At 55.9% G+C, this 26,795-nt stretch carries 26 protein-coding genes; 8 read left to right on the top strand and 18 right to left on the bottom strand.

Annotation, left to right across the window (positions count from 1 at the left end; all coding sequences use genetic code 11):
• Positions 1 to 418: 418 nt before the first annotated feature.
• The gene (locus LG204_RS00580) at positions 419 to 1,867 is read right to left on the bottom strand and encodes an iron-containing redox enzyme family protein (RefSeq protein ID WP_230335451.1); all 1,449 of its coding nucleotides are present in this window, start codon (positions 1,865 to 1,867) and stop codon (positions 419 to 421) included.
• Between the two features lie 217 nt (positions 1,868 to 2,084).
• On the opposite strand from LG204_RS00580, the gene LG204_RS00575 reads away from it, so the two are divergent.
• Together LG204_RS00575 and LG204_RS00570 are read left to right on the top strand one after the other, a co-directional pair.
• Positions 2,085 to 3,071: a methyltransferase gene (locus tag LG204_RS00575; RefSeq protein WP_230335450.1), complete on the top strand. Its 987-nt coding sequence runs from the start codon at positions 2,085 to 2,087 to the stop codon at positions 3,069 to 3,071.
• A 5-nt stretch (positions 3,072 to 3,076) separates the two neighbouring features.
• Positions 3,077 to 4,387 (top strand): phosphoribosylamine--glycine ligase, encoded by a 1,311-nt coding sequence (locus LG204_RS00570; protein ID WP_230335449.1) that lies wholly within the window; start codon positions 3,077 to 3,079, stop codon positions 4,385 to 4,387.
• Between the two features lie 31 nt (positions 4,388 to 4,418).
• Here LG204_RS00570 and LG204_RS00565 read toward each other — a convergent pair whose 3' ends face one another.
• Positions 4,419 to 4,610: a hypothetical protein gene (locus tag LG204_RS00565; RefSeq protein ID WP_230335448.1), complete on the bottom strand. Its 192-nt coding sequence runs from the start codon at positions 4,608 to 4,610 to the stop codon at positions 4,419 to 4,421.
• 78 nt (positions 4,611 to 4,688) lie between these two features.
• Positions 4,689 to 5,015: a hypothetical protein gene (locus tag LG204_RS00560; RefSeq protein WP_230335447.1), complete on the bottom strand. Its 327-nt coding sequence runs from the start codon at positions 5,013 to 5,015 to the stop codon at positions 4,689 to 4,691.
• 275 nt (positions 5,016 to 5,290) lie between these two features.
• Here LG204_RS00560 and LG204_RS00555 point away from each other — a divergent pair, with 275 nt between their 5' ends.
• Positions 5,291 to 5,524, top strand: a complete 234-nt coding sequence (locus tag LG204_RS00555; RefSeq protein WP_013443261.1) for a DUF2171 domain-containing protein — start codon at positions 5,291 to 5,293, stop codon at positions 5,522 to 5,524.
• A 105-nt stretch (positions 5,525 to 5,629) separates the two neighbouring features.
• Here the strand turns inward: LG204_RS00555 and LG204_RS00550 are convergent, their stop codons facing one another.
• Positions 5,630 to 7,501, bottom strand: coding sequence for a methanol/ethanol family PQQ-dependent dehydrogenase (locus LG204_RS00550; protein ID WP_230335446.1), 1,872 nt, complete (start codon positions 7,499 to 7,501; stop codon positions 5,630 to 5,632).
• A gap of 485 nt (positions 7,502 to 7,986) precedes the next feature.
• On the opposite strand from LG204_RS00550, the gene LG204_RS00545 reads away from it, so the two are divergent.
• A complete protein-coding gene (locus tag LG204_RS00545) occupies positions 7,987 to 9,477 on the top strand; it encodes an aminotransferase-like domain-containing protein (RefSeq protein WP_230335445.1) in 1,491 nt (496 codons plus the stop codon).
• 18 nt (positions 9,478 to 9,495) lie between these two features.
• On the opposite strand, the gene lipA is transcribed toward LG204_RS00545, so the two are convergent.
• The 11 genes from lipA to LG204_RS00490 all read right to left on the bottom strand — a co-directional run bounded on the left by lipA (position 9,496) and on the right by LG204_RS00490 (position 20,002).
• Positions 9,496 to 10,476: a lipoyl synthase gene (lipA, locus tag LG204_RS00540; protein ID WP_230335444.1), complete on the bottom strand. Its 981-nt coding sequence runs from the start codon at positions 10,474 to 10,476 to the stop codon at positions 9,496 to 9,498.
• Positions 10,473 to 11,114, bottom strand: a complete 642-nt coding sequence (gene lipB / locus LG204_RS00535; RefSeq protein ID WP_230335443.1) for a lipoyl(octanoyl) transferase LipB — start codon at positions 11,112 to 11,114, stop codon at positions 10,473 to 10,475. The genes lipA and lipB overlap by 4 nt, the downstream gene beginning before the upstream one ends.
• Positions 11,115 to 11,116: 2 nt before the next feature.
• Positions 11,117 to 11,383, bottom strand: a complete 267-nt coding sequence (locus tag LG204_RS00530) for an HP0495 family protein (protein WP_230335442.1) — start codon at positions 11,381 to 11,383, stop codon at positions 11,117 to 11,119.
• On the bottom strand, positions 11,376 to 12,248 hold the full coding sequence (locus tag LG204_RS00525; protein ID WP_230335441.1) for a D-amino acid aminotransferase: 873 nt from the start codon (positions 12,246 to 12,248) through the stop codon (positions 11,376 to 11,378). The genes LG204_RS00530 and LG204_RS00525 overlap by 8 nt, the downstream gene beginning before the upstream one ends.
• Before the next feature lie 3 nt (positions 12,249 to 12,251).
• Positions 12,252 to 13,388, bottom strand: coding sequence for a D-alanyl-D-alanine carboxypeptidase family protein (locus LG204_RS00520; RefSeq protein WP_230335440.1), 1,137 nt, complete (start codon positions 13,386 to 13,388; stop codon positions 12,252 to 12,254).
• Positions 13,389 to 13,406: 18 nt separating this feature from the next.
• Positions 13,407 to 14,378 carry a septal ring lytic transglycosylase RlpA family protein gene (locus LG204_RS00515; RefSeq protein WP_230335439.1) on the bottom strand — a complete coding sequence of 324 codons (972 nt, stop codon included), beginning with the start codon at positions 14,376 to 14,378 and terminating at the stop codon, positions 13,407 to 13,409.
• Positions 14,378 to 15,472 carry a rod shape-determining protein RodA gene (gene rodA / locus LG204_RS00510; RefSeq protein ID WP_230335438.1) on the bottom strand — a complete coding sequence of 365 codons (1,095 nt, stop codon included), beginning with the start codon at positions 15,470 to 15,472 and terminating at the stop codon, positions 14,378 to 14,380. The genes LG204_RS00515 and rodA overlap by 1 nt, the downstream gene beginning before the upstream one ends.
• Positions 15,465 to 17,396, bottom strand: coding sequence for a penicillin-binding protein 2 (gene mrdA, locus LG204_RS00505; RefSeq protein ID WP_230335437.1), 1,932 nt, complete (start codon positions 17,394 to 17,396; stop codon positions 15,465 to 15,467). Before mrdA ends, rodA begins: the two co-directional genes overlap by 8 nt.
• A 6-nt stretch (positions 17,397 to 17,402) precedes the next feature.
• Positions 17,403 to 17,879 (bottom strand): rod shape-determining protein MreD, encoded by a 477-nt coding sequence (mreD, locus tag LG204_RS00500; protein WP_230335436.1) that lies wholly within the window; start codon positions 17,877 to 17,879, stop codon positions 17,403 to 17,405.
• Between the two features lie 6 nt (positions 17,880 to 17,885).
• Positions 17,886 to 18,830 (bottom strand): rod shape-determining protein MreC, encoded by a 945-nt coding sequence (gene mreC / locus LG204_RS00495; protein ID WP_230335435.1) that lies wholly within the window; start codon positions 18,828 to 18,830, stop codon positions 17,886 to 17,888.
• Positions 18,831 to 18,958: 128 nt separating this feature from the next.
• On the bottom strand, positions 18,959 to 20,002 hold the full coding sequence (locus LG204_RS00490; RefSeq protein WP_013443245.1) for a rod shape-determining protein: 1,044 nt from the start codon (positions 20,000 to 20,002) through the stop codon (positions 18,959 to 18,961).
• Positions 20,003 to 20,202: 200 nt separating this feature from the next.
• Between LG204_RS00490 and gatC the strand changes: the two genes are divergently transcribed.
• From gatC to gatB, 3 genes are read left to right on the top strand one after another with little or no spacing between them, the layout of a single operon-like run.
• On the top strand, positions 20,203 to 20,490 hold the full coding sequence (gene gatC, locus LG204_RS00485; RefSeq protein WP_230335434.1) for an Asp-tRNA(Asn)/Glu-tRNA(Gln) amidotransferase subunit GatC: 288 nt from the start codon (positions 20,203 to 20,205) through the stop codon (positions 20,488 to 20,490).
• Positions 20,491 to 20,514: 24 nt separating this feature from the next.
• Complete coding sequence (gatA, locus tag LG204_RS00480; protein WP_230335433.1) at positions 20,515 to 21,978, top strand: Asp-tRNA(Asn)/Glu-tRNA(Gln) amidotransferase subunit GatA; 1,464 nt, start codon at positions 20,515 to 20,517, stop codon at positions 21,976 to 21,978.
• A 2-nt stretch (positions 21,979 to 21,980) separates the two neighbouring features.
• On the top strand, positions 21,981 to 23,411 hold the full coding sequence (gene gatB, locus LG204_RS00475; RefSeq protein WP_230335432.1) for an Asp-tRNA(Asn)/Glu-tRNA(Gln) amidotransferase subunit GatB: 1,431 nt from the start codon (positions 21,981 to 21,983) through the stop codon (positions 23,409 to 23,411).
• 57 nt (positions 23,412 to 23,468) lie between these two features.
• Here the strand turns inward: gatB and LG204_RS00470 are convergent, their stop codons facing one another.
• Together LG204_RS00470 and pyrE are read right to left on the bottom strand one after the other, a co-directional pair.
• Positions 23,469 to 24,008, bottom strand: a complete 540-nt coding sequence (locus LG204_RS00470) for a DNA-deoxyinosine glycosylase (RefSeq protein ID WP_230335431.1) — start codon at positions 24,006 to 24,008, stop codon at positions 23,469 to 23,471.
• Between the two features lie 35 nt (positions 24,009 to 24,043).
• Positions 24,044 to 24,703, bottom strand: coding sequence for an orotate phosphoribosyltransferase (gene pyrE, locus LG204_RS00465; protein WP_230335430.1), 660 nt, complete (start codon positions 24,701 to 24,703; stop codon positions 24,044 to 24,046).
• Between the two features lie 18 nt (positions 24,704 to 24,721).
• Here pyrE and LG204_RS00460 point away from each other — a divergent pair, with 18 nt between their 5' ends.
• Entirely contained in the window at positions 24,722 to 25,504 is a 783-nt protein-coding gene (locus LG204_RS00460; protein WP_230335429.1) for an exodeoxyribonuclease III, read from the top strand.
• A 17-nt stretch (positions 25,505 to 25,521) separates the two neighbouring features.
• Here the strand turns inward: LG204_RS00460 and LG204_RS00455 are convergent, their stop codons facing one another.
• Positions 25,522 to 26,787: an AmpG family muropeptide MFS transporter gene (locus tag LG204_RS00455; protein ID WP_230335428.1), complete on the bottom strand. Its 1,266-nt coding sequence runs from the start codon at positions 26,785 to 26,787 to the stop codon at positions 25,522 to 25,524.
• Positions 26,788 to 26,795: the final 8 nt, after the last annotated feature.

Here is a 26,795-nt window from a genome sequence, read left to right as displayed (position 1 = left end):
AAGCCATCCTTTCCCCTGCCATGGCTCTGCTGACAGAGGGGTATGGCGGGCACTACATAGAAGGTGACTGGAGTAATTCGGCTAGATGAATCAGGTGGCGGGTATCAACATAAGCGCGCCATCCATCGCCTGAATCAGGCCGCAGGGCTTGCACTTGTAGCCTAAGGGGTGAGGCGAAGAAGGGCTGTAGGAGGAAATTGGAAAAGTCTGTAAGGATAGTTTGAGGCCACTTTTATGGGCGGGGCCTTCGCTTATGGCAAAAGAAACCGCATGTGATGGATGCGTCAAATGCGGCATCTAACCATGGAGCTCACTTCCATAATGATGAGCGTGGGTGTCTTGATTGTCTGAGAACATCAGAACCAGCCCGCTGTGCAATACACATGAACACGGACTTTGTTTAATCGGCTTAACTCATTTAACTCATGCCCGTCTGCTGCATGTAAAGGCGCGTGGCGGCCAGCCCGGCGGAGGTGTGGTGTTGCCCCGGCGCCAGCCATTTGGCCATCTTGTGCATTTGCCGACTGGGTTGGGTGAGCAAGGCGGGCTCTATGAGTGACTGCAAGGTGGCAAATGAGGTTTCCGCCGGGTGGCCGCTACTGTCTGTCATTCCTCTTTTGCGCCAATGCTCGCCCAGCCTGGCTTGTCGCGGCAGGGAATCCAGCGCATCTCCGGCCATCCAGTCATACATCAGCTGTTTTTCATAAGGGGTGAATACCCCAAACATGCTGGCATGCTCCCCTTCCACCAATTTCCAGAAGCGGGATTGCGCCGGGTCCTGGTTTCGCGTCATCCATCCCGCCTCTACCAGCGCATGCAGCAGCTGAGGGATTTTTTGCGGGTCAGATAGCCATTCATTGATGCTGTAAGCGCCGAGTTTGCACTGGCTTGCGTGCATGAATTTTCCCACCGAGGCTTTTTTGCGGAACACGTTGGTTATCTCGGTTTCGGGATCAAACTGCTTGATCAGCGCGGGGGTTGCCAGCCCCACTGAGTTAAGCGCCATGCCGCGCAGCATGCGCACCATGAATGCCTGGCGTTGCTGGCGTCTGGGCAAGGCTTCAAACACGGCCCAGGCGGCGCGCATGGCATGGCCGGTCATGGCGTTATCCACCGTCACATGCAGCATGAAATAGTAGGGGTCGATGTTGAGCTCTTCCAGCTCGTGCGTGGTGATCAAGAGATGGAGCGGCAATTGCTCATAGGCCAGGTTGAAGCCGATCACCTCTGGCAGGAAGCTTTCTGCATGATGTCCCAGTGCCAGCTGCGTCAGCCCTTGCAGAAAATGGCCGTCATCCAGGCCATGCCATTCGGTATCGAGGTCATAGCGGCGCAACAGTTGCTGGTAGAGCACCACATGGTTTTTGTCGCTGCGACCTTCGCCCAGCTCTTCCAGATAGGTCTTGATCAGCGACGCATAGCGCGGGTCATCCCACTGCCGAGTGAGGCCATAGAGCCAGGCACCGTCCACCATCTTGGTGGGTGCTACCTGCAATAGAAAATTCAGCGCATGCGATTTACATGAAAAATAGCGTCGTGGCTCGCCCCGTTTGCGACCTTCCAGGTATTCCTGATACTGGCGGCCGGTGGCCTGCGCATTGGTTTGTATCCAGGCATGCAAGGCATGAGGCGAATCTGCGAGAATGGCATCGCGCAAGTCGGGGTCCGAATCCATGGACGACACATCGATCTGTGCGAGTTGCCGGGTCAGAAAGGCATGCGCCTGGCGCGAAGCTTCTACATGCCGCTCTGCTGGCAAGTCGGGGTTAAGCAAATCAAAATACAGCGTTTTGATGACGAGGGGCGCTTCAAACGGCGCAGGGGGGGTAGCCGCTTCCTCGTCAAATAATCTTGGGTCTCCGGGCATCTTAGTTCCTTCTCTTTGATGCGAAAAAGTATGGGCGGAGTCGACTCATCTGCTTATCCGCCCGGCTCCGAGATTGCTGTCAGACGCGGCTTACAGACGGTGCCAGTGGCTTTTGTTAAGCTGAGTCATCAATAGGTCAGCGCCTGAAGTTCCACTGACGTTTCAGAAATGGGGCAGGGCGCTGTTTGATCGTCATACTGAAAGCAGAGGCCCCGCATTGAACCCTGATAACCAGGCAGAGCAGATCACCCCAGAGCAGATGCTTTCTCCGGAGCAGGCGACTGCGTTGGTGGATTTGCTCACTTATCTGCGGCATGTGAATTACCAGCATGTCGCCATCACCCCCTTGAGTCATGCACGTATATACAAGCGCGATGCCCAGGGCTGGGCTAAGACCGTGCGCGATATCGTTGGCTGGGGGCGCCCCTTCCATGCGGATGTCGCAGGCGAGCCGATGTTTGGGCTGATGCAGGCTGGCGATGTGCTGCAACCCGTGGAAATGGGCTGGCGCAGCAAGGTGCGGGTGGCGTCTTTAAACGGACAGCTTTTTCTGCATTCGGCCTACCCGACCCTGGAGGCCTCGTCGGTATTTTTTGGCCCGGATACTTACCGCTTTGTCCGGGCTGTGCAGCACTATGCCGAGAGCACACGGCCCAAGGTGCGGCGGGCCGTGGACATCGGAACCGGCAGTGGAGTGGGAGCGATTGCGTTGGCCAGTTTGTTCCCTGATGCCGAGGTGCTGGGCGTGGATATCAACCCGCATGCGTTGGCGCTGGCAAGAGTCAATGCCATGGCGAATGGCTGCCATCATGTGCAGATGCTGCACAGTGATTTATTGCACGATGTGCAAGGCGAGTTTGATCTCATTATCGCCAATCCACCGTATCTGGTAGATGCCGCCCAGCGCAGTTACCGCCATGGCGGAGGGGCGCTGGGCGCCGAGCTTTCCTTGAGCATGGTCGATGCCGCCATGGCACGTCTTGCCCCCGGGGGCGCCCTGGTGCTCTATACCGGCGTTGCCATGGTGGACGGGGCCGATCCTTTTCTTGCAGAAGTGGGGGCTCGCCTGCAAAACCAGCCTGGTTTTACCTGGGATTACACGGAAATTGACCCGGATATTTTTGGGGAGGAGCTGGACCTTCCCCCGTATGACATTGCCGACCGCATTGCTGCCGTGGTGCTCATGCTCGAGCGCGAGGCATAGCCGCCATGCGCATATTGGGGATAGGCGAGTATGGCGACCTCGCTGCCATGTACAGTCGTCTGGCGCAGGAAGGGCATGAGGTACGCGTATGGGTGGAGGATGAGGCTTATCGCCGCATCCATCGCGGCCTCTTGCAATTTACCGATGACTGGCAAGCAGAATTGGGGTGGGTGCGCGCAGCAGGCGAAGATGGTTGTATCGTGTTTGAGTCGGCGACCAAAGGCGAATGGCAGGATGCACTGCGGCGCGATGGATTCCATGTCATTGGCGGTAGTGCTTATGGTGATCGCCTGGAAGGGGACCGCCTGTTTGGCCAGCAGGTCATGCAGGACATGGGGCTGGAAGTGGCACGTTGCGAGCGTTTTTACGATATAGAGGCGGCGATTCGCTTTATCGAGAATCACCCTGCCCGCTATGTGTATAAGAGCAATGGTGCCGATAGTGAGCGCACACGTAATTTTGTCGGTACCCTGGCTGATGGCAGTGATGTCATCGCGCTGCTGGATTTTTATCGCCAGCACTCACCCACCACCGACACTTCCCCCGTGGACTTCATGCTGATGGAACATGTGCAAGGCATTGAGATGGGCATAGGTGCTTATTTCAATGGCACCCGTTTTTTGTCGCCGGTGTGTCTCGATTGGGAGCACAAACATTTCTTCCCCGGCGACCTCGGCGAGTTGACCGGTGAGATGGGCACAGTAGTCACTTACACGGGTGGGCAGTCGCTTTTTCAGCGTACTTTGGCGCATCTGGAAGACGCATTGGCGGCCGGGGGATATTGCGGTTATATCAATCTCAACATGATCGTGAATGAAGCGCATATCTGGCCGCTGGAGTTCACCAGCCGCTTTGGCTACCCCGGCTTTGCCATCTGCAGTGCCTTGCATCGCCAGTCCTGGGCCAACATGTTCAAGACAATGCTGGATCGCGATTCCACCACTTTCGCAACTGCGCCAGGGTTTGCCAGCGGTGTCGTGCTTACCGTGCCGCCTTTCCCTTATGCCTATGGTTACGATCATCTTGCCAAAGGCATGCCGGTGCTTTTTCATCCAGATATCAGCGATGCAGAGCGCCAGCGCGTTTTTCTGGCAGAAGTGGAGCAGGTAGGAGACTACCTGGTGACCAGTGGGGTGATTGGTTATATTGGGGTGGCTACCGGCACCGGTTCGACGGTGCAGGAAGCAAGTGCCAATGCCTATGCGTTGGCGGGCAAGGTGATCGTGCCGAATGTGCGTTACCGCAACGATATAGGCCAGCGCCTGGTGAATGGGCAGCTGGACCTTTTGCGGCAATGGGGATATATCGACGCCTGATCAGGCGCTAGATATCTCCATATATCCGCTATTACTTTTCAACTGAACCCCACGAAGCCTCGAATCGAAACTGGCGCAAATCCAGCTCGGGCCGTTCGGTTTGAAATTGCGCCTTGCCTATGCGATACGCTTCATCAATATCCTTGGCGGACAGTGAATGTTCCCAGATAGGGGTGTCACGATGGGCGGATTTATCCCACGCGCTTATGTAGAACAAACCCATACGAAATTCTCCTGAAATGAGATTAGCTGAATGGTTGACCGCCGCCCGCCAGGAACCCTGCAGGCGTCAAGAGCTTGCTTAATGCGAGCCAGAGCTGCTGCCTGAACCACTGGAACTGCCAGACGAGCTGCTGCCACTGCCAGAACTGCTGCCTGTCCCTGTCCCTGCGCGGTTTGAATTCAGTTCATCCGAACGCTTGGGTGTTTGTGTTTTTTCTGGCTGGTGGGTGCCCTTGCGCTGGCTGCCACTGCCGTCGGCTGGGGTCGATGTGGAGGTGCTGTTATCGCCCGGGGTGGCGTTGGTATTCGAGCCACTGTTGGTGCCTCCGGCAAAGGCCAATGGTGTTTGCAGGCAGGCGAGCAGGATGCCAAGGCCGAGGTATTTTCCGTAGATATTGGTTTTCATGATGATCTCCTTGAAGTCTTGAGTTATGGGATGTGTTGACTGTGCAAGGATGTATCGTGAAAGCTAAGCGCCACCGGCAACATCAAGGGATTTCTTATTGTGCTGTAGGAAAATCTAAATCGGGCATGACGGGCTAACAAAGTCCTACAGCAGTATAGGACCTCACTCTCTCGCTGAGCATGCGTCTGATCTGTCATTGTGAATTCATGGTTTGCATGTCCGTATGCAACAGCATTATTTACCAGATGATTTTTAGACGATATGGAGGTTTTGATATGTCAGTTTCTCACGCTATTTTGCCCGGCATGCCGGTGCTTTCCGCCCAGAACACCAAAGTGGGTACCGTTGATGGCCTTGAAGGCACCAACCTGATCAAGCTCACCAAGGATGAGCAGGGCCAACATCACTACATTCCCAAGGACTGGGTAGCCTCTACCGATAATGCTGAAGTAAAGCTCTCATGTGATGAAAAGCGCGCGGTGTCGGAGTGGCTGACACAGCCCAACTGAAGCAATCGGGCTTTGCAGCTCGAAGCCATAAAAAAACCCGCCTCAATCTGAGGCGGGTTTTTATTTATCAATGCCTGTTGCCAGGCAATTGAAAGAGCAGCTTGATTACAAGCTGAACACGTTCAGTGCACCGCCGCCAGGAGCTGCGTTGTACTTGGTCAGTTCCTTGTAACCACCCGCTGCACCCAGTGCATCGGAGTCGTTATCCAGGCCCAGGTTCATCGCAACACCTGCCCAACCGCCGATACCGGACAGTACGCCAACGTATTGCTTGCCCTTGCTGCTGTAGGTGAAGGCATTGCCGATCACACCAGAGCCCACTTGGAACTTCCACAGCAGCTTGCCGGTTAACGCATCCACTGCCTTGAAGTCACGTTCCAGAGTGCCGTAGAACACGAGGTCAGATGCTGTCGTCAGCACGCCGCCCCATGAGGAGAACTTCTCTTTGTTATACCAAACTGCTTTACCCTTCAATGGATCCCAGGCTTCAAAACCACCCATCACGCCATCAGGACCAGCAAACATGGTCAGGCTTGCACCTACCCATGGCTGACCAGCCACGTACTTGGATTCCACGGGCTCGTAGGTCATGCAAACGTGGTTCAATGGGATGTACATCAGACCAGTGCGTGGCGAGTAAGCCATAGGCTGTTGGTCCTTGACACCCAGCGCTGCTGGGCAGATGCCCTTGGCGTTGTAGTCTTCGTGAGTCGAGTAGCGGGCGTCTTTTTGTGGCACGCCGGACTTTAGGTCAACTTTGGTTGCCCAGTTGATGAAGGGGTGAGCCTTCTCAGCCACCAGCAGAGTGCCGTTGGTGCGGTCCAGGGTGTAGTTGAAACCGTTACGATCGGTATGGAAGGCGTATTTCTTGTCGCCCTTGTCGAACAGAACAACTTCGTTGATGCCGTCATAATCCCATTCGTCGTGAGGCGTCATCTGGTAACCCCACTTGGCGATACCGGTATTCAAATCACGTGCAAACAGGGTCATGGACCACTTGTTGTCACCAGGACGTACGTCTGGGTTCCAAACAGATGGGTTACCAGTACCGTAGTACACCAGGTTCAACTTGGGATCATAAGAGAACCAGCCCCATACGGAACCGCCGCCGTGTTCCCAGCCATTCTTGGTGGCTTGTGGCTTCAGCCAAGTGCGGGTGCCCAGTTCTTTTTCCGGGAATTTCAGCTGGTCTTTGGTCAGTGCCTTGAACGAGCCACCTTCCTTGTTGCCACCGTTTACGTCTTGGTAAACAGACAGGGCGCTGTAGTGTGGGTTAGCCTTGTTGAAGTCTTCACCAATCAGCACTTCGCTGTCAGGGCCAGTGGAGTAGGCCTTCCATGCCAGCGAACCATCTTTCAGATTGTAAGCGACCAGGAAGCAACGCACGCCGAATTCACCACCGGAACAACCGGTCAGAACCTTGTCCTTGAATACGTGAGGTGCATTGGTGTTGCTGGCACCCAGCTTCGGATCGGTGTTCTTCACGTCCCAAACCTTGGCACCAGTCTTGGCATCCAGGGCAACCAGCATGCCGTCATTCTGTTGCAAGAAGATCTTGCCATCGCCAAAGCCCAGGCCGCGGCTGACGTTATCGCAGCACAACACAGCTTGTACGGAGGGGTCTTGCTTTGGGAAGTAGGTCCAGAGGATCTTCTGGTCGTCGTTCAGGTCCAGCGCGTAAACGTTGTTCGGGAACGCAGTGTGTACATACATCACACCATTGATCACCAGGGGGGAGCCTTCGTGACCACGGTTAACACCCGTAGAGAAGGTCCATGCGGACTTCAAATTCTTGATGTTGGATTTGTTGATCTGGTTCAGTGCGCTGTAGCCCTGACCATTGTATTGACCACGAGGACCAGCCCAGTTTGCCGGGTTAGCCATTGCCGCTTCCTGGTCTGGTGCAGCAGAAGCCATCATAGGTAAAGCGACGGACATGCCGATCACTGCACCCAGAGCTAATTTCATCTTGCTCATCTTTAAAATCTCCATTGTTTAAGTCTTACGCCACCATAGCTGGGGGAATGGGCTTGAGCCCCTTTTTCTGACCAAACCTCAAATATGTAACGAGAATTAAGGTTTGAAGCGGACGACTGTAACGAAACGTAAAATGGATGGCGTGAGCCAGATGAAATAACTTTTAGGGTCCAGATGGTCCAGTGTGATGTGAATCACATGGTCCAGGGTCGGTGAATTGACTGTAGTGGCGGCATTCAGTGAAGTCGAGTTCCCCTGACAAGGTTATCAGGCTGGGCTTCGACGAGGGATGGGTGTGATCTGCCCTGTAATAACAAGGTGGCAATCGAGTACAAATTGTAACATTTTATATACAAATTGCTACATTTATAACGGCCCACAATGAGCGACAATTCATAAGCTGACTTCTCATTGAAATTTCCCATGCTGGATGTTGTAAATCTGATCAATCCTGATCATCTCAAGGTGCAAAAGGCATGCCCCGCATGATGCCGTCTGTTGCCCCCGAAATGCGGCGCACTTGGAACCTGAATATTGACTTCAGGCCGTTTGAGCCCGGGACTGCACTTTACTTGCAGATCGCTGAGCAGATCATCGAGAAAATCCGCCAAGGCCGTTTGCAACCGCGTACCGTCATGCCCGGCAGCCGCGAGCTGGCTGCCATGCTTAACGTCAATCGTAAAACCATCGTGCTTTCATACGATGAACTGATTGCCCAAGGCTGGCTCACTACCCAGCATCGTCGCGGTACCTTTGTTTCCGAAGCGCTCCCATACCCGGCCAAAACCAAATTGCTTGAAGTGCCTGAGCCAGAGCTGGCGTTTTCTTCTCATGGCAATTCCATCCCTCCGTTGTTACCTCAAAAGTACATGTTGCTATTGAGTGAAGGCTTGCCCGATAAACGGGTTATTCCCTATGACAAATATGTACGCGCATCCAAGCGCGCGATGGCAAAAGTGGCGCGCGCATCCAATATGGATACGCCGGATTACAAAGGGCAGGCCGTATTTCGAGAGGCGGTCGCATCCTTGTTGCATGATGAGTGCGGATTCAATGTGGGCGTGGAGAATCTTTGTCTTACCCGTGGTTTGCAGCAGAGTATTTACATCAGTGCGCGCGCACTGATCTCGCCAGGGGATTACGTCATTTTTGAACGATGGTCGCCATCCGAGGCGCTCAGTGTGTTTGAGTCCCTGGGGGCACATATCCTGTTTGCCGATATTGATGAGGCAGGTGTAAAGGATGACGATGTTGAAGTGTTATGCCGCCATCATCCGGTCAAGGCGATTTTTGTGACCCATCAGGTGCAATACCCGACGACAGTTTCATTGCCGGTTTCACGTCGGAAGCGACTACTTAAGCTGGCTGAGGAGCTTAACTTTCACATCATTGCTTCTGATTACTCGCAGCAGCTCTATTTCAATCGGCCTGCTGTAGCTCCCGTTGCCACAGGCAATATGCGCAAGCGCATTATTTACATAGGCGCACTGCCCAGCATTTTGCCCGCGGACAGGCAGGTGGGTTACATCGCGAACACTCCCCAGTTTATTGACAAATGTGCACGGCAACGCCAGTTGATGGGGCAGGTGGATGATCCGGTCAGCCAGTCCGCGATTACAGAACTTATCCAGACGGGGGAGTTTCATCGAATTGCGCGTCGCGCATCCCGGATCTACAACATCCGACGTCTGCATACAGCGAACATGCTGACAGACGAACTTGATGACTTCGTATCGTTTCGCATGCCAGAAGCGGGTCTGTTTTTTTGGCTAACCCTGAAAATGGACATTACGCCCCAGCTTTTAGCCGACAAAGCAGAAAAGGCTGGCATTCAACTGGTTCAAAATATTCACTATGCAGGCGATAGCGGTAGAGTGCCCGGATTACTGCTTGGTTATTCGCATCTGGACGAGTTTCAAATGAGAGAACTCATCCAGAAAATCAAAGAAATGCGAGTTCACTTTACGAGGAATTAAGCTTTCCTGCACGCAGGTTTACAAACCCGCTGCGTGCGCTTGTTGGTCTGCGTGGTAGGACGAGCGCACCATGGGGCCGCATGCTGCATGGGTGAAGCCCATGGCCAGTGCTTCTTGCTCAAACTGGGCAAAGCGTTGTGGCGTCACGAAGCGCAGCACGGGGAGGTGGTGTGGGCTTGGTTGCAGGTATTGCCCTAGTGTCAACATGGTCACGCCATGCTTCCTCAAATCCTGCATGACTTCAAGAATTTCATCGTCTGTTTCCCCCAAGCCAAGCATGAGGCCGGATTTGGTCGGGACGTCCGGGTGTTTATCGCCGAAAGCTTTCAGCAAATCGAGTGAGTTTTGATAGTCAGAACCGGGGCGTGCCTGTTTGTACAAGCGCGGCACTGTCTCCAGATTATGATTCATCACATCTGGTGGGGCTTGTGTGAGAATCTGCATGGCACGATCAAGGCGCCCGCGAAAATCTGGCACCAGAATCTCGATCTGGATCGTAGGGGAATGATCGCGTACTGCCTGTATGCAATCGACAAAATGCTGCGCGCCTCCATCCTTGAGGTCATCGCGGTCTACGCTGGTGATCACCACATAGCGTAAACGCATTTGTGCAATGGTACGGCCCAGGTTTTCTGGTTCATTGACGTCTGGCGCGAGCGGCTTGCCATGCGCAACATCGCAGAATGGGCAACGGCGCGTGCAGATATCGCCCAGAATCATGAAGGTGGCGGTTCCGCCGCTAAAGCATTCCCCGATATTAGGGCAGGAAGCCTCTTCGCATACGGTATGCAGATTGTTCTCACGCAATACCTGTTTGATCTCCTGAAAACGCGCGCTATCCGGCACTTTCATGCGTATCCATTCCGGTTTGCGCATGGCAGGTTGCGGCACAATTTTGATAGGAATACGCGCTGTTTTGGCCGCGCCGGTTTCTTTGACACCCGCTACCTTGCGTGGAGGAATGGCGGGGGGCGGGGTGACTTCCAGGATATCGCTCATAGAGATTCGGTTCTTAAGAGTTCATTTTCAGTATACCCCAGCTTCTCTGCCAGTAATGCCAGCAGGCGCTCACCTGTTTGGGGCGGGGTAAGGGGCAGGCTCAGGTCGCGTATCTGCGTGACGGGCATGCCCTTATAGCCGCAAGGATCTATTGCGCTGAAGGGCCCCAGGTCCATATCCACATTCAAAGCCAGACCGTGATAGCAGCGTTGCTGCTTGATGCGCAGGCCCAGTGAGGCGATTTTGGCCTCGCCGACATATACCCCCGGGGCATCGGCGCGGGCATGGGCTGTCACGTTGTATTGCGCGAGCAAGTCTACGATGCTTTGCTCCATGGCATTGACGACATCGCGTATCGTCCAGCCGCGCCTGCCGAGATCGAGCAGCAGATAGATCACCACTTGGCCAGGGCCGTGATACGTGATCTTGCCACCGCGATCAACTGCTAGCAGCGGGATGTCGGCGCGCAGCGGCGGCGTCGCATCGCGCCGGTTCAGCCCCAGAGTGTAGATGGGGGCATGCTCGGTGAGCCAGAGTTCATCTGGCGTTTCGGCGTCGCGGCTAGCGGTGAAGTCCTGCATGGCATGCCAGGTGTCTTCATACCCGCTCAAGCCGAGCCGGCGAATATGCAAGAGCATGCTTACAGGACGACCTTGACGCTTGGGTGCGAGGTCAGAGCGCGATAAATATCATCAAGCTGTGGCTTGGATGTCACATACACATAGCATGTCAGGCTGATATAGCGGCCGCCTGAGCTCGCGCGCATCTCAACGCGGGTGGCGTCAAATTCAGGCACATGTACCCGAATGACCTCCACTACCGTGTCGGAAAAGGTGTCGTGCGTTTCTCCCATGACCTTGATGGGGAAGTCGCAAGGGAATTCAATCAGAGTATCTTGATCAGCCATGGGGTGTCTCCGTGCTACGCATAATGTGGTTTTTATAAAGCTGATACGCTTTATACATGCGCTTGAATATGGGGCCAGGCAAACCATTTGCAATGGGGGTATTGTCCAGCCGGACGATGGGCAGGATTTCCTTGGTCGATGAGGTCATCCACAATTCATCGGCGCCACGAATGCGTGCCTCAGGGAAATACGCAATATCGACTGGAATACCTTCGCTCTCAGCCAATTCCAGAATCAAATCATAGGTAATGCCAGGCAGCATGTGCTGGTCTTTAGGCGGCGCCAGTAGCACGCCTTTATCCACGGCAAAGATATTGCTGGCAGCGCCTTCGGTCAGCATGCCGTCGCGGAACAGAATGGTTTCAACCGCGCCCTCATCCACTGCCATCTGGCGCAGCAACACATTGGGTAACAGGGAGATGGCCTTGATGTCGCAATGATCCCAGCGGATATCCTGGCTGCTGATCGCAACGGCACCACTTTCCACCAGACTGGCAGGCGGCGTAATCAGCGGATTGCTCATCATGAAAACGGTGGGCTCCACATGCGCAGGAAAGGCATGGTCGCGCGGCGCAGGCCCACGTGTCACGTGGATGTAAATAGACTGATCTTCCGCTTCATTGCGCTTTATGAGCTCTTCCACATGGCGGCTCCAGGTGGCGGTATCGTAAAGATTGGGTATACGCAGACTGCTGAGGCTTGCACTCAGTCTGCGCAAATGCTCTTGCAGGCGAAAGGGATGGCGTGAGTAAACCGGGATCAGTTCATACACGCCATCGCCGAAGATGAAGCCGCGATCCAGTACCGGAATGCGGGCTTCTTCTATCGGCATGAAGGCGCCGTTCAGGTACACGATCTGCGACATGGATCATGCAAACCAGAGTTTGATGGTATCCCACAGGCGACCAAACAGGCCTGCTACTTCTACATTCTTGGCAGCGACCAGCGTGCGCTTGTCGATCAGCTTGTCATCCAGGAAGAACTCGATGGTACCGACATCCTGGCCTGCGCTGATCGGCGCGATCAAGGGTTGACGGCTGGTGACCTTGGCTTTTACACGGGCATATTCGCCCTTGGGCAGAGTGATCGACAGGTCAGCTGGGACGGTGGCAGCAACTACATTCTCCCGACCTTTCCAGACCTTGAGCTGGTTGATCGGCTGGCCGCGTTTGTATACCAGGTGTGATTCATAGAACTGGAAGCCATAGTTCAGCAGTTTCTGGCTTTCGGTGGCGCGGGCGCTATCCGATGGCGTGCCAAGCACGACGGAGATCAGTCGAGTCTCGCCGCGTTTGGCCGAAGAAATCAGGCAGTACCCCGCCGTCTTGGTATGGCCGGTTTTCATGCCATCCACATATGGGTCCAGCCATAGCAGGCGGTTGCGGTTGGGCTGGGTAATATTGTTGTAGCTGTATTGCTTTTGCGAATACAGCCGCTTGTAATCTTCTGGGAAGTCGCGGATCAATGCGGATGCCAACAGCGACAGGTCATACGCCGTGGTGTAATGCTGCGGATCTGGCAGACCGGTGGCATTCATGAAATGGGTATTCTTCATGCCCAGACGCGCTGCTTCTTTGTTCATGAGGTCAGCAAAGGCTTCTTCGCTGATGGCAATGCCTTCAGCCAGCGCAATCGAAGCATCATTGCCAGACTGGATGATCATGCCATGCAGCAGTTCATCCACCGTCACGGGACGGTTGGGCTCGACAAACATCTTGGAGCCTTCGACCTTCCAGGCCTTGACGCTGATCGGCAGGGTTTGGGTCAATTGCAGATGGCCATTTTTCACTGCCTTGAAGGAAAGGTAGGCCGTCATCAGCTTCGTTAGTGAGGCGGGCTCTACGCGCTCATCGCCTGCTTGCTGGGCGATGGTGGACTGGCTGTTGAAATCGCGCAGTACATAAGATTTAACGGCGAGCGAGGGTGGTGGAGGAATCTCGGCGGCCTGAACGGTGAAACTGCAAACAGCAGCAACCAGGGTAAAAATGCGTGCGATATAAGACATGGCTTCCTACTTTGAAAATTACTTGCGGATGACGATGGCGGTCGTGCCCAGCGTCTGCTTGATGTTGGCTGCAGCGCGGTCAGCTTCCGCCCGGCTGCTATATGGCCCCAGCAGCACTCGATAGGTGCCGTTATTATACCAGCTCTGGGTGGCGACATTGCCGGCCAAGCCTTGCTCCCTGATTCGGCTGCTTAATGCTTCTGCGTTAGGCTGTAACTTGAAGGCGCCCACCTGCACGTAGTCCCCGCTGACAATGCTGGCCGTGTTATCCACTTGCGGCAAGGCATTGGCCGTGATTGGCTGTGGCAATGGCGTATCGGCAACTGGCGCGCTAGGTGGTGGTGTCGGTACGGCAGGTGTGGGGGTCACTACGGATGGCAGGGGTTTTGCCCCCGGGCGGGTATCAATGGCTTCGACGTCCACCAGTCCGCTGCCTTTTTCACTCAGGCGCAGCTTGTACGCCGCGGCGTAGGAGAGATCAATGATGCGGTCGCTGTGAAATGGACCGCGGTCATTGATACGCACGATGACCGAGCGGCCATTGTCGGGGTTGGTGACCCGCACGTAGCTGGGCAGTGGCAAGGTGGTGTGGGCGCCGGTCATGCCGTACATATCGTAGATTTCGCCACTGGATGTTTTCTGGCCGTGATAGCGACGGCCATACCAGGAGGCAATTCCACGCTGCTTGTATGGCTGATATTCGGTCATGGGTTTGTACGATACGCCCAAGGCAATGTATGGGCGATTGGCACGCGGCAACAGGGCTTCGGCACGTGGCACGGCATCCGGGATAGCATCGATATCGGCAGGAGGGTTGTCGCCAGGGCCATCATCCAGATAGTAACCGCCACGCTTGGGCGCAGTTGTTGTACTGGTCCCGGGCTTGCTGGCGCCGGGTGTTGCGCTTTCGGGTTTGACGCTGGTACTGCCGCCACAGGCGCTTAACCAGAGTGGAATGGCGAGGGCAATCAGATAACGAGGTAGGCTCATCAGGAAGTCACCAGTTTTTTATGGGTGTGTATGCTCATCAAAATACCAAAACCCAGCAGCAGGGTCACCAAGGAGGTGCCGCCGTAGCTGATCAATGGTAATGGAACGCCAACGACCGGTAAAATTCCGCTGACCATGCCGATATTGACGAAAACATAGGTAAAAAAGGTAAGGGTGATACTGCCTGCCAGCAGGCGGCAGAACATGTTTTGTGCTTGTGCGGCGATCACCATGCCACGGCCAATGATCAACGTAAACAGTAACAGCAGCAGCAGATTGCCCATCAGGCCAAACTCTTCCCCGAACACGGCGAAGATGAAGTCAGTGGTGCGTTCCGGCAGAAAATCCAGCTGCGACTGGGTGCCATGCAGCCAGCCCTTGCCTGCCATGCCGCCAGAGCCCAGGGCAATGGTCGCCTGGATGGTGTGATAGCCAGCCCCCAGCGGATCCTGGTAAGGGTCAAACAGAATTTCAATACGCTTGCGCTGATAGTCATGCAGCATGGTCCAGAAGATGGGCGCCATGACGCCGGCAAACACCGCCAGCCCGATCAGTAGCCGCCAGCTCAAGCCCGCGAGAAACAAGACATAAAAGCCGGAAGAGGCAATGAGTAACGAGGTGCCAAGGTCAGGCTGCTTCATGATGAAGGCGACCGGAATCGCCAGCAGCAAAGCACCAATGGCATGGTTGCTCAGGCGCAGGGTATTGTCGCGTCGGGAAAAATACCAGGCCAGCAGCATGGGAACGGCAATTTTCATGAGTTCGGATGGCTGGATGCGCGCAACGCCGATATGCAGCCAGCGCCGCGCACCATGGCTGATTTCGCCGAAAAAGAATACGCCAACCAACAACACCATGCCCGCGATATAAAGCGGCAACGCCAGCCGCTCCAGATGCTGGGGGGCGATATTGGCGGCTACCCACATGATGGCAAGCGCTGCGCCCATATTGGCCGCTTGCGACAGCACGCGGTCCACATTCTGGCCGGAAGCGCTATACAACACAAACAAGCCCACCAGCATGGTAAACAGCAGGCTGCCCATGAGGAAGGAGTCGATATGCCTGACGACATAAGAGCCGAAGCGACTAATCATGCAATTCTTCCTCGTGCGTGGGTTCCGGACTATTCACCACCGCTGCGCCAGCCGCAGGCGCCGGAGGCGCTGGCTCTTTGCCCAGCAGGTAGTAGTCCATGATCTTGCGGGCTATCGGGCCCGCCGTGGTGCCGCCATGGCGACCATTTTCCACGATCACGGCCACGGCAATCGTCGGGTCATCGGCCGGTGCATAGGCAATGAACAGAGCGTGATCCAGGTGCCGCTCGTTGATCTTGCTCTCGTTGTATTTTTCATTTTGCTTGATACCGATGACTTGCGCGGTGCCTGTCTTGGCGGCAATCGCGTACGGGCTGCCAGCCCCCACGCTCGCGGCAGTTCCCCCCGGCAAGGTGACGTTGACCATGCCCTGTGTCACGATTTCCACATGGTGCGGGTCAAGTGCTACGCGATCAACGACCACTGCCGGGTTGGGGGTGGTTACGCCATTGCGAGCATCCTGAATATTGCTGACCAGGCGCGGCCGCATGGCAACCCCCTTGTTGGCGAGGATGGCGGTGGCCTGAGCCAGTTGCAGTGGGGTTACCAGCGTGTAGCCCTGACCAATACCCGTAATCACGGTTTCGCCGGGGAACCATCGTTGCTTCCAGCGCTTCCATTTCCACTCTGGTGAGGGCAGCAGGCCGCTCATTTCACCTTTCATGTCGATGTCTGTCTTGCGGCCAAACCCAAAGTGGCTGACAAAGGAGGTCAGGCGTTCAATGCCCAGATCCAGCGCCAAGCCATAAAAAAACGTATCGCATGACACGGTAATGGCACGTTGCACATCCACCTGCCCATGGCCGCCTGGCTTCCAGTCCCGGTAGCGGTGTGAGCTGCCAGGCAACATGAAATAACCGGGATCGCTGATGCTGAAAGGAGGCTCGCGCTTGCCTGCCTCCAGCCCCGCCAGCGCCACAAACGGCTTGAAGGTGGAGCCTGGTGGGTAAATCCCGCGCATGGGGCGATTGATCAAGGGCTTATCGATGGAGTCGTTGAGGGCTTTCCAGCTTTCGCTGTCGATACCGTCTACAAACAGATTGGGGTCAAACGTGGGCTGGCTGACATAAGCCAGCACTTCGCCATTTTTTGGGTTGATGGCAACGAGGGCGCCACGGTGATCGCCAAAGGCCTCTTCGCCTATGCGCTGCAGTTTGCTGTCTATGCTGAGGATGAGGTTGTCGCCGGGAACCGGCGGCGTGCTGGACAATACACGTACGGCATGGCCGTCGGCGTCGATTTCCACTTGCTGGAAACCGGTGGTGCCATGCAGATGGCGCTCGTAATATTGCTCCAGGCCACTCTTGCCGATGTGGTCGGAACCTTTGTAATTGGATAACTCGTTGGCTTCAGACAAGGCGGCCAAGTCACGATCGTTGATTCGGCCAATATAGCCAATCATGTGTGCGCCCAGATTGTTTTCTGGATAGTGCCGGAACAGGCGCGAACGGATTTCAACCCCGGGGAAGCGGTAACGGTTAACGGCAAAGCGCGCTGCTTCGACCTCATTCAGATGTGTGCGTATCGGCACGCTCTCAAAATTGTGGCTCTGCGCACGCAGCTTTTTGAAACGCTTGCGGTCCGCAGCGCTGACTTCAATGAAATCGCTGATTTCATTAATGGTGTCTTCTACATTTTTGACTTTGGATGGCGTGATTTCCAGCGTGTAAGCAAAGAAGTTGTGCGCCAGTATCACGCCATTGCGATCCAGAATCAGCCCGCGATTGGGCACGATAGGCACCAGGGAGATGCGATTGTTTTCGGCCAAGGTCTGAAAATAGTCGTACTTCATCATCTGCAAGAAGAAGAAGCGGCTACCCAGAATGCCAAAGCACACCAGCACCAGCACGGCCATGAATGCCAGACGCAGGCGGAAATTATGCTGTTCCAGCTGGTAGTTGCGGAGCTCGGAGCGGTAGTTCAACGCGGCTTAGTCCTGATCCGTGTGGCCTTGAATGCCAAGCCGGGTGAAGATCACCGCCAGCCATAGCATGATGCCGGTGATGCATGGGTAGAAATAGCCCCAGCCCGGGCTTTCACCGCCTGCAAACATCTTGAGGATGAGCAGCGTGCCCTGATTGAAAATCAGCAAGGCAAATACATAGGCGGCTTGTTGCCAGATATTGAACAGGGTAAGGCGGCGCTGATAGCTCAAGGCAAAGAACGCGGTGAGCGCATAGGCTAGCGCTGCTTGGCCAAACAGGCCGCCCGTCGCCAGATCAATGACCAGCCCGGCGAACCAGGCGGTGCCAATATTGCATAGATGCGGTGCACGCAAGAGCCAGTACAGCAAGACCAGCAGGACAAAGTCCGGTCGTATGATTAATGCCACACCCGACCAGGGCAGAAGCTGGCACAGCAGGGCCGCAAGTAGAGTCAGGTAAATGGTGCTGAGATTGGGGCGCATGTCAGATTATTGGGGAGCCGTAGGTTTTTTGGTGGCAGGCGCTTTTTTGCCAGTGGGGGTTGCGGCGGGCGCTGTATTTTTTGTCTGATTGACCACAGGCTCGGGTTTCGGCATATCCAGCAGCAGTACCTGTTTATGATTTTCGATGCCGGCCAGCGGTTTGCAAACGATATGCGCAAATGGCGAGTTGGGGTTGCGCTCCACCTTGACGACTTCTGCTACTGCCAGCCCCATGGGATAAACGCCATCAATCCCCGAGGTCACCAGTCGATCACCTTTGCGGATATCCACATTGGCGGGCAAGTAAGGCAGGTCCAGCATGGTGTCGCGACCATGACCAAAGGCAATGGCACGCAAGCTGTTGCGTTCCACCTGAATGGGCACGGAGAGTTCGCGGTCGGTAATCAACGTGACTTCGCTGGTAAACGGGTAGACCCGGGTGACCTGCCCGATGACGCCATCGGCATCAATCACAGCCTGCCCGGCGATCACCTCATGGCGGCTGCCAAGGTTGATCACGACGCGATGGGTGAAGGGGTCGCGGCCGATATGCAATATCTCGCCCAAACGCGCATTTTGTGGCGAGATGCGAGCAGCACCCAGCAGGTTGCGCAGGTGTTCGTTTTCTTGCTCCAGCGAGCGGTAGCGTTGCAGCTCTGCACTTTGCAGCAGGGCCTGCTCGGTCAACCGGCTGTTCTGCTTGAGCAGGGTGCTGTGCGTGGTCAGGTATTCATTGGCATCGTGCATCAGGTCAGACGGCGCATTGGCCAGCACCTGCAGGGGATGCATCAAGGCGCTGAAACCCTGGCGTACCTCTACCAGGTAATGCAGCCGTGAGTCTGTGGCCATCAACGTGAGTGAGACAGCGGCAAAGAAAATAAGGCGGGCAAACGGACTGGGGCCGCGGACAAAGAAGGCCGGTGAGTGTTGAGGTTCAAGCGGACGCGGCATCGATAGGTTCAGCCCTGAGTCTATCCTGTAGTGGCGGGCCCGGTAGGCTGGGCACCAAACAAACTACGCTTATCAATTAAAACAGGCCGTTGCCGGCCTGTTACGGTTATGCAGATACGCGGATCTGCTTATTCGCTGGCAAACACATTGCCGAGCTTGTCCATTTCTTCCAGTGCACGACCGCTACCGCGGGCAACACAGGTCAGTGGGTCTTCGGCTACGATCACGGGCAAGCCGGTTTCTTCCACCAGCAGACGATCCAGATCACGCAGCAATGCGCCGCCGCCAGTCAGCACCATGCCTTTTTCGGCAATGTCGGCGCCGAGTTCGGGCGGGGTTTGTTCCAGTGCTGATTTCACCGCACCCACGATGGAGTTCAGTGGCTCGGTCAGCGCTTCCAGAATTTCATTGCTGGAAATGGTGAATTTGCGTGGCAGGCCTTCTGCCAGATTGCGGCCGGTCACTTCCATCTCCAGTACTTCGGAGCCGGGGAAGGCTGAGCCGATTTTCTTCTTGATCAGTTCGGCGGTTGGCTCGGAGATTTGCATGCCGTAGTTGCGGCGGATGTAATCGATGATGGCTTGGTCAAACTTGTCACCACCCACACGTTCGGATTTGGCGTAGACGATACCACCCAGCGAGATTACGCCCACTTCGGTGGTGCCGCCGCCGATGTCGACCACCATGGAGCCAGTGGCTTCGGCAACTGGCATGTCGGCGCCAATCGCCGCGGCCATGGGTTCTTCAATCAGGTATACCTGGCGGGCACCCGCGCCAATGGCGGATTCGCGAATCGCGCGGCGCTCAACCTGGGTAGAGCCTACCGGCACACAGATGATGATGCGTGGGTTGGGGCTGAACAGACGGGATTCGTGAATCTTGCGGATGAAATACTTGAGCATTTGCTCGGTAATGGTGAAATCGGCGATCACACCGTCTTTCATCGGGCGAATCGCGGTGATGTTGGCCGGGGCGCGGCCGAGCATGCGCTTGGCTTCGAGACCGACGGCCAGCATGGTTTTCTTGCCCGCGGGCCCGCCTTCCTGGCGGATGGCGACAACCGATGGTTCGTCGAGGACGATACCGCGGCCGCGGACGTAAATAAGGGTGTTGGCGGTGCCGAGGTCGATCGCAAGATCGTTGGAGAAGTAACTATTTAAAAGACCGAACATGGTTGTCTGTATCCTGAACGAACGGCCACGCCTTGGCTGAGGCAAGTCGCGGCTGAAGATGTGCATAAAATCAAGTTATAATACCCGATATAGTCACGAATTTTAAGACTAGTTTTAAATTTGGGCTGGCGAGCAGTTTGCTCCCCTGTCCACATTGGCCGTCAAGGCGGCTTAATCTTTACGCGTTCTGGAATAAACCCATGTCACTGAGCAGTTCAGATGTAAAGCGCATCGCGCATCTCGCGCGAATTGAGGTGAGCGATGAGGAAGCCGAAGCTACCTTGCAGAAATTATCCGGCATTCTTGGGCTGATTGAGCAAATGCAGGCGGTGGATACCACTGGTATCGTGCCCATGTCGCATTCGCAGGATGTCGTGCAGCGTTTGCGCCCGGATGTGGTCACCGAAACCGATCAACGGGCCGCTTTCCAGGCCATCGCGCCTGCCGTTGAAAACGGCCTGTACCTTGTTCCCAAAGTCATCGAATAACCCTAACGTTCGCGAATCAACTCCATGATAAACAGCAGCCTCAAACAGCTGGGTGCCATGCTTCAGTCGAAGCAGGTATCCAGTACAGAACTGACGCAGGAGTTCCTGCAGCGCATTGATCAGCACAATCCCGAGATCAATGCCTATATCACCATAGACGCAGAGCGCAGCCTCGCGCAGGCCAAGGCGGCCGATGCCCGCATTGCGGCTGGCACTGCGCAGCCGCTTACCGGTATTCCCATTGCGCAGAAAGACATTTTTGTCGCCAATGGCTGGAAAACCACCTGCGGTTCCAAAATGCTGGACAACTTTATCGGCCCTTACGACGCCACCGTGATCAAGCTGTTTGATGAAGCGGGCGCTGTCAATCTGGGCAAGACCAATATGGACGAGTTCGCCATGGGCTCTTCCAACGAAACCAGTTACTACGGCAAGGTGCAAAATCCATGGGATCGCACGCGCGTACCGGGCGGCAGCTCGGGTGGCAGTGCCGCCGCCGTGGCCGCGCGCCTGTGTGCCGCCGCTACCGGTACCGATACCGGCGGCTCCATCCGCCAGCCAGCCTCGCTGTGCGGTTTGTCCGGCCTGAAGCCTACCTACGGCCTGGTGTCGCGCTATGGCATGATCGCGTTTGCCTCCAGCCTGGACCAGGCTGGCCCCATGGCCAAGTCTTGTGAAGACATGGCGCTGATGATGAATGTCATGACCGGCTTTGATGAGCGTGACTCCACCAGCCTGCAACGCGACAAGGAAGATTACGAGCGTGAGCTGGGCAAGCCGCTACAAGGCTTGCGCGTTGGCCTGCCCAAGGAGTTTTTTGCCGACGGCCTCAGCAGTGAAGTCGCTGCCGTGGTGGAATCGGCGATTGCCGAATACCGCAAGCTGGGTGCCGAGATTGTCGAAATCAGCCTGCCCAATACCCAATTATCCATTCCGGTGTACTACGTGCTGGCCCCGGCTGAAGCCTCCAGTAACCTGTCGCGCTTTGATGGCGTGCGCTATGGGCATCGCGCGGCGGAGTATGACGATCTGCTGGACATGTATTGCAAGAGCCGCGCCGAAGGGTTTGGCGCCGAAGTCAAGCGCCGTATCCTGATCGGTACCTATGTACTGTCGGCTGGCTATTACGATGCCTATTACCTCAAGGCGCAGCAGATTCGCCGCCTGATTGCCGAGGACTTTGCCAAGGCATTCACCCAGTGTGATGTGATCATGGGGCCAACCGCGCCTGGTACCGCGTTCCGTAGCGGTGAAAAAGCCAATGATCCGGTCGCCATGTACCTCGAAGACTTGTACACGATTGCCGTCAATCTGGCCGGTTTGCCTGGCATGAGCATCCCAGCCGGGTTCGCCAGTGTGGATGGCAAGCAATTGCCAGTTGGCTTGCAGGTGATTGGTAACTATTTTGACGAGGCGCGCATGCTGAATGTGGGCCATGCCTATCAGCAAGTGACGGATTGGCATAGCCGTATGCCGGAGGGGCTTTAATCATGCAGTGGGAAGTTGTCATCGGGCTGGAAACACATACCCAGCTTCAAACCAAGTCCAAGATTTTTTCTGGCAGCAGCATTGCCTTTGGTGCCGAGCCCAATACCCAGGCCAGCGCGGTGGATATCGCCCTGCCAGGCGTGTTGCCAGTGCTGAATGCGGAAGCCGTGCAGTGCGCCATCAAGTTTGGCCTCGCAGTGAATGCCGAGATCGCGCCGCGTTCGGTCTTCGCCCGCAAGAATTACTTTTATCCTGACTTGCCCAAGGGCTACCAGATCAGCCAGTACGAGCTGCCGGTGGTGGGTAAGGGCTCGCTCACCGTGCAGGTGGGCGATCAGGAGAAGACCATCCGCATTACCCGCGCGCATTTGGAAGAGGATGCAGGCAAGTCGGTGCATGGCGCCTCTGTTGGCATGTCTGGCATAGACCTCAACCGCGCCGGTACGCCGCTGCTGGAAATCGTGACCGAACCGGACATGCGTTCCGCCGCCGAGGCCGTGGCCTATGCCAAAAAGCTGCACGAGCTGGTGCAGTGGATAGGCATTTGCGATGGCAACATGCAGGAAGGCAGTTTCCGCTGCGATGTGAACGTCTCTGTCCGCCCCAAAGGATCAGACAAGCTCGGCACGCGCCGCGAAATCAAGAACCTCAACTCCTTCCGTTTCATGCAGCAGGCGATTGAATACGAGACCCGCTGGCAGATCGAGACGCTGGAAGATGGCGGCACCATCCAGCAGGCCACCGTACTATTCAACCCGGATACCGGTGAAACCCGTGCCATGCGCAGCAAGGAAGAAGCCAACGACTATCGTTACTTCCCTGATCCTGATTTGCTGCCTTTGCAGATTACGTTGGAAGACATTGCCAAGGTGAAAGCCGTGATGCCCGAATTGCCTGGCGACATGAAAGAATGCTTTGAACGTGAGTATTCGCTCTCAGCCTATGACGCGTCAGGGTTGACATCCTCACGTGGTATTGCCGACTACTTTACGGCCGTGGTCGTGCAGGGTGCCGAGCCTAAAATGGCCGCTAACTGGGTCATGGGTACCGTCGCGGCCAAGCTCAACGAGCAGGATCAGGACATCAGCGCTTCGCCGGTAAGCCCGCTGCAACTGGCTGGTTTGTTCAAGCGCATTGCTGACAACACCATCTCCAACAAGATCGCCAGAGAAGTATTCGACGCGATGTGGGCTGGCGAAGGCGATGCTGACAGCATCATCGAGAAAAAAGGCCTGAAGCAGGTGACGGATAGCGGCGCCATCGAAGCCATTATCGATGAAGTGCTGGCTGCCAACGCTGCCATGGTGGAAGAGTTCCGTGCTGGCAAGGAAAAAGCCTTCAACGCACTGGTGGGCCAAGCCATGAAAGCCTCCAAGGGCAAGGCCAACCCGGCGCAGGTGAATGAGGTACTCAGACGCAAACTGGGCGCCTGATCAGGTAGCGCGATAGATGTGGTTCGCATGAAAAAAGCCGGGATATCCCGGCTTTTTTCATTTTCGCATCGCGGTGTCCTCTAGTGCCCGCAGGATGCCTTGCCATTGCTGCAGTTTTATTTTTTGAGGAATGCTGGCGTTCGCCGGGCTGGTGGATGGCAAGGTAGTCAACGCCAAGTTTGCCATTACTTCCGTACTTAATTTTCCTGCTTTCAGCACATGGCGCTGAAATGCCTGCGCTGCTTTTTGCCCGTTGAAAAACACATGACTTATCTGTGGATGCGTGGCAAAAAAAACGGCGAAATCATTTGCAACAATGCTGTCTTCTTCAATGGCGCTATCCAGGCTGCCGGGGCGGAAGCACTGGTGCATGACATCCCACAGCGCAATGTGGTGGCGGGTTAGCTGGGCCAGACGTTCTGCATACGGCAGATGGGGGTGAGCCCCGACCAGCTCGCCCATGATGGGCCAGAACAGATTGTGCGGATGGCCGTAGTACTGCTGCTGCGTTAGCGAGGCAATGCCGGGCATGGACCCCAGAATCAGGACGCGGGCATTTGCCTCGGCAATGGCGGGGAAGCCTTCAATGCTGGCCATGGTGCAATGATGCCCGCACTATTTGGAATAGCTGCTTAAGCGCAACTTACGCCGTACTCGTTACGGTAGGCTTCAATCGCAGGCTGGAAGGTGGCGAGTTCGGGCGCATGCTTGAGGTAATCAATCAGGCTGCTGAGGCTCGCGATGCTAATCACGGGCATGCCGGATTGCTGCTCGACTTCCTGCACCGCAGACAGGCTGCCCAGGCCGCGTTCCTGCCGGTCTATGGCAATCGCAACCGCTGCGGGCGTGGCACCTGCCGCGCGTATCATCTCCACCGATTCACGCACCGAGGTGCCTGCCGAGATTACGTCATCCACAATCAGCACGCGGCCTTTGAGTGGGGCGCCGACGATGGTGCCGCCTTCGCCATGGTCTTTGGCTTCCTTGCGGTTGTAGGCGTAAGGCAGGTTGATGCCTCGGCGGGCCAGGGCAATCGAGATGCTGGCGGCCAGCGTAATGCCTTTGTAGGCGGGGCCAAACAGCATGTCGAAAGGGATACCGGATTGCACAATGGCGGCGGCGTAATATTCGCCCAGCTTCATCAGGCTTTCGCCGTCATTGAACAGCCCTGCGTTGAAAAAGTAGGGACTAAGGCGGCCCGCCTTGGTTTTGAATTCGCCAAAGCGCAATACTTGCTTATCGATGGCAAAGGCAATGAATTGTTGCGTAAAATCGAGGGCTTGATCAGGCATGAGAATATAGAAAAGAGGTTGAGCTTGTACCGAATTATATCTGCAAATCTGAATGGCATCCGGTCAGCGGCCAATAAAGGGTTCTACCCATGGCTGCAACAGCAGAATGCCGATATCGTCTGCATGCAGGAGCTGAAGGCGCAACTGGCGGACATGACGCCGGAAATGCTGAATCCTGAAGGGTACTTTGGCTATTTCCACTATGCCGAAAAGAAAGGCTACAGCGGCGTGGGCATCTATACCCGCGTGCAGCCGGATGCGGTGATCGTGGGCCTGGGTATTGAAGATATCGATGCCGAGGGGCGTTATCTGGAGCTGCAGTTCGGCAACCTCAGCGTGGTATCCCTGTATCTGCCGTCAGGTTCCAGCGGTGAAGAGCGTCAGGCGTTCAAGTTCAGTGTGATGACGCGATTCCTGGTGCATCTGGAAGCCTTGCGCACTGCCGGGCGCGATGTGGTGATCTGTGGCGACTGGAATATCGCGCACAAGGAAGCTGACCTTAAAAACTGGAAAGGCAACAAAAAGAACTCAGGCTTTTTGCCGGAAGAGCGCGCCTGGCTGACCGATCTGTTTGATCGCGTGGGCTGGGTGGATGTCTACCGGGTGCTGCATCCTGCTACCACCGACGAATGCTATACGTGGTGGAGTAACCGCGGGCAGGCATGGGCCAAGAATGTGGGTTGGCGTATTGATTACCAGATTGCGACGCCGGATTTCGCTGCCAGGTCGGTGGCCGCCAGCATTTACAAGCTGGAGCGTTTTAGCGACCACGCGCCGCTGATCATTGATTACCAGCGCTAAGCTGCCTTGGGTTCGCGTTACTTGGGGGCGCTGATGGTGGGCGTGGCAAGCGGCTTGCCATGCCATGGCGCGATCTTGAGCAGCAACAGCATGCCGGGAATCGCCGCCACAAAGCACAGCAGGAAGAAATTCACCCAGCCCAGCATATCCACCAGATAGCCGGTAGTGGCGTTGGCAAAGGTGCGTGGCACCGCCGCCAGACTGGTGAACAGCGCAAACTGCGTGGCGGTATAAAGCGGATGCGTGGTCTGGGCGATATAGGCGACAAAGGCGGCGGTGCCCAGGCCCACGCCAAAGGCTTCCACACCAATCACGATGCCCAGCCACAGCAGATCGTGGCCGACCACGGCGAGCCAGGCAAAGCCCAGGATCGCCAGCATTTGCACCGCGCCAAACACCCATAGCGAGCGATGTATGCCCAATCGCACCATCCAGATGCCGCCCAGCAGGCCGCCAATCACGCTGGGCCAGAGCCCGGCATTCTTGGCAATAAGGCCGATTTCGGTCTTGCTGAATCCCATGTCCAGATAAAACGGCGTAGCCAGCGCCACGGCCATGCTGTCGCCCAGCTTGTACAAAAAGATAAACGCCAGAATTAGCAGGGCGGAGCGCCAGCCATTGCGGTGGATGAATTCATTGAATGGCTCGATGACAGCTGCGGCTAGGGTTTTTGGCCGTCCGGGCTTCAGCTCTGGCTCTTTGACCAGCAGCGTCATCACCATGCCAGGCAGCATGAAAAGCGCGGTAATCAGAAACACGCTATCCCACGCCATGTGGTCGGCGAGAATCAGCGACAGCGAGCCCGGAATCAGGCCGGCAATTTTGTAGGCATTCACATGAATGACATTGCCCAGGCCCAGCTCGGCATCGGGCAGGATTTCACGGCGATAGGCATCAATCACCACATCCTGGCTGGCGCTGAAAAACGCCACCACCGCGGCCAGATAGGCGATGGTCCAGATATCCAGCACCGGATGCAGCTTGCCGAACATGGGAATGCTGAGTAGCAGGGCAACTTGCGTCACCAGCAGCCAGCCGCGTCGCCTGCCCATGGGTGGAATGTAACGATCAAACAGCGGTGCCCAGATGAATTTCCAGGTGAAGGGCAGCTGAATCAGCGCAAACAGGCCAATGGCCTTTAGGTTGACGCCCTCTGAACGCAGCCAGGCCGGCAGCAGGCTGATCAGTATGAATAAGGGAAGCCCCGAGCTGAAGCCGGTGAAAATGCAGATAAGCATGCGCCGATTGAGCAGCGCCTTAAGCCAGACAGGTTGTGCGTTCATGGGCGACA

Source organism: Methylovorus menthalis (assembly GCF_020523625.1).
In the GTDB taxonomy this organism is placed as follows: domain Bacteria; phylum Pseudomonadota; class Gammaproteobacteria; order Burkholderiales; family Methylophilaceae; genus Methylovorus; species Methylovorus menthalis.
This window is presented reverse-complemented; position numbering and strand designations above follow the sequence as displayed.

Coding starts and splice junctions, on each gene's coding strand:
- gatB (WP_230335432.1), top strand. CDS start 21,981: ATGCAGTGGGAAGTTGTCATCGGGCTGGAAACACATACCCAGCTTCAA.
- mreC (WP_230335435.1), bottom strand. CDS start 18,830: ATGCCGCGTCCGCTTGAACCTCAACACTCACCGGCCTTCTTTGTCCGC.
- LG204_RS00530 (WP_230335442.1), bottom strand. CDS start 11,383: ATGGCTGATCAAGATACTCTGATTGAATTCCCTTGCGACTTCCCCATC.
- LG204_RS00520 (WP_230335440.1), bottom strand. CDS start 13,388: ATGTCTTATATCGCACGCATTTTTACCCTGGTTGCTGCTGTTTGCAGT.
- LG204_RS00565 (WP_230335448.1), bottom strand. CDS start 4,610: ATGGGTTTGTTCTACATAAGCGCGTGGGATAAATCCGCCCATCGTGAC.
- LG204_RS00550 (WP_230335446.1), bottom strand. CDS start 7,501: ATGAGCAAGATGAAATTAGCTCTGGGTGCAGTGATCGGCATGTCCGTC.
- LG204_RS00560 (WP_230335447.1), bottom strand. CDS start 5,015: ATGAAAACCAATATCTACGGAAAATACCTCGGCCTTGGCATCCTGCTC.
- LG204_RS00470 (WP_230335431.1), bottom strand. CDS start 24,008: ATGGCCAGCATTGAAGGCTTCCCCGCCATTGCCGAGGCAAATGCCCGC.
- lipB (WP_230335443.1), bottom strand. CDS start 11,114: ATGCTCTTGCATATTCGCCGGCTCGGCTTGAGCGGGTATGAAGACACC.
- LG204_RS00490 (WP_013443245.1), bottom strand. CDS start 20,002: ATGTTCGGTCTTTTAAATAGTTACTTCTCCAACGATCTTGCGATCGAC.
- LG204_RS00555 (WP_013443261.1), top strand. CDS start 5,291: ATGTCAGTTTCTCACGCTATTTTGCCCGGCATGCCGGTGCTTTCCGCC.
- LG204_RS00525 (WP_230335441.1), bottom strand. CDS start 12,248: ATGTCGCAGATCGTGTACCTGAACGGCGCCTTCATGCCGATAGAAGAA.
- LG204_RS00580 (WP_230335451.1), bottom strand. CDS start 1,867: ATGCCCGGAGACCCAAGATTATTTGACGAGGAAGCGGCTACCCCCCCT.
- gatA (WP_230335433.1), top strand. CDS start 20,515: ATGATAAACAGCAGCCTCAAACAGCTGGGTGCCATGCTTCAGTCGAAG.
- LG204_RS00570 (WP_230335449.1), top strand. CDS start 3,077: ATGCGCATATTGGGGATAGGCGAGTATGGCGACCTCGCTGCCATGTAC.
- LG204_RS00545 (WP_230335445.1), top strand. CDS start 7,987: ATGATGCCGTCTGTTGCCCCCGAAATGCGGCGCACTTGGAACCTGAAT.
- rodA (WP_230335438.1), bottom strand. CDS start 15,472: ATGATTAGTCGCTTCGGCTCTTATGTCGTCAGGCATATCGACTCCTTC.
- gatC (WP_230335434.1), top strand. CDS start 20,203: ATGTCACTGAGCAGTTCAGATGTAAAGCGCATCGCGCATCTCGCGCGA.
- LG204_RS00455 (WP_230335428.1), bottom strand. CDS start 26,787: ATGAACGCACAACCTGTCTGGCTTAAGGCGCTGCTCAATCGGCGCATG.
- LG204_RS00515 (WP_230335439.1), bottom strand. CDS start 14,378: ATGAGCCTACCTCGTTATCTGATTGCCCTCGCCATTCCACTCTGGTTA.
- mreD (WP_230335436.1), bottom strand. CDS start 17,879: ATGCGCCCCAATCTCAGCACCATTTACCTGACTCTACTTGCGGCCCTG.
- lipA (WP_230335444.1), bottom strand. CDS start 10,476: ATGAGCGATATCCTGGAAGTCACCCCGCCCCCCGCCATTCCTCCACGC.
- pyrE (WP_230335430.1), bottom strand. CDS start 24,703: ATGCCTGATCAAGCCCTCGATTTTACGCAACAATTCATTGCCTTTGCC.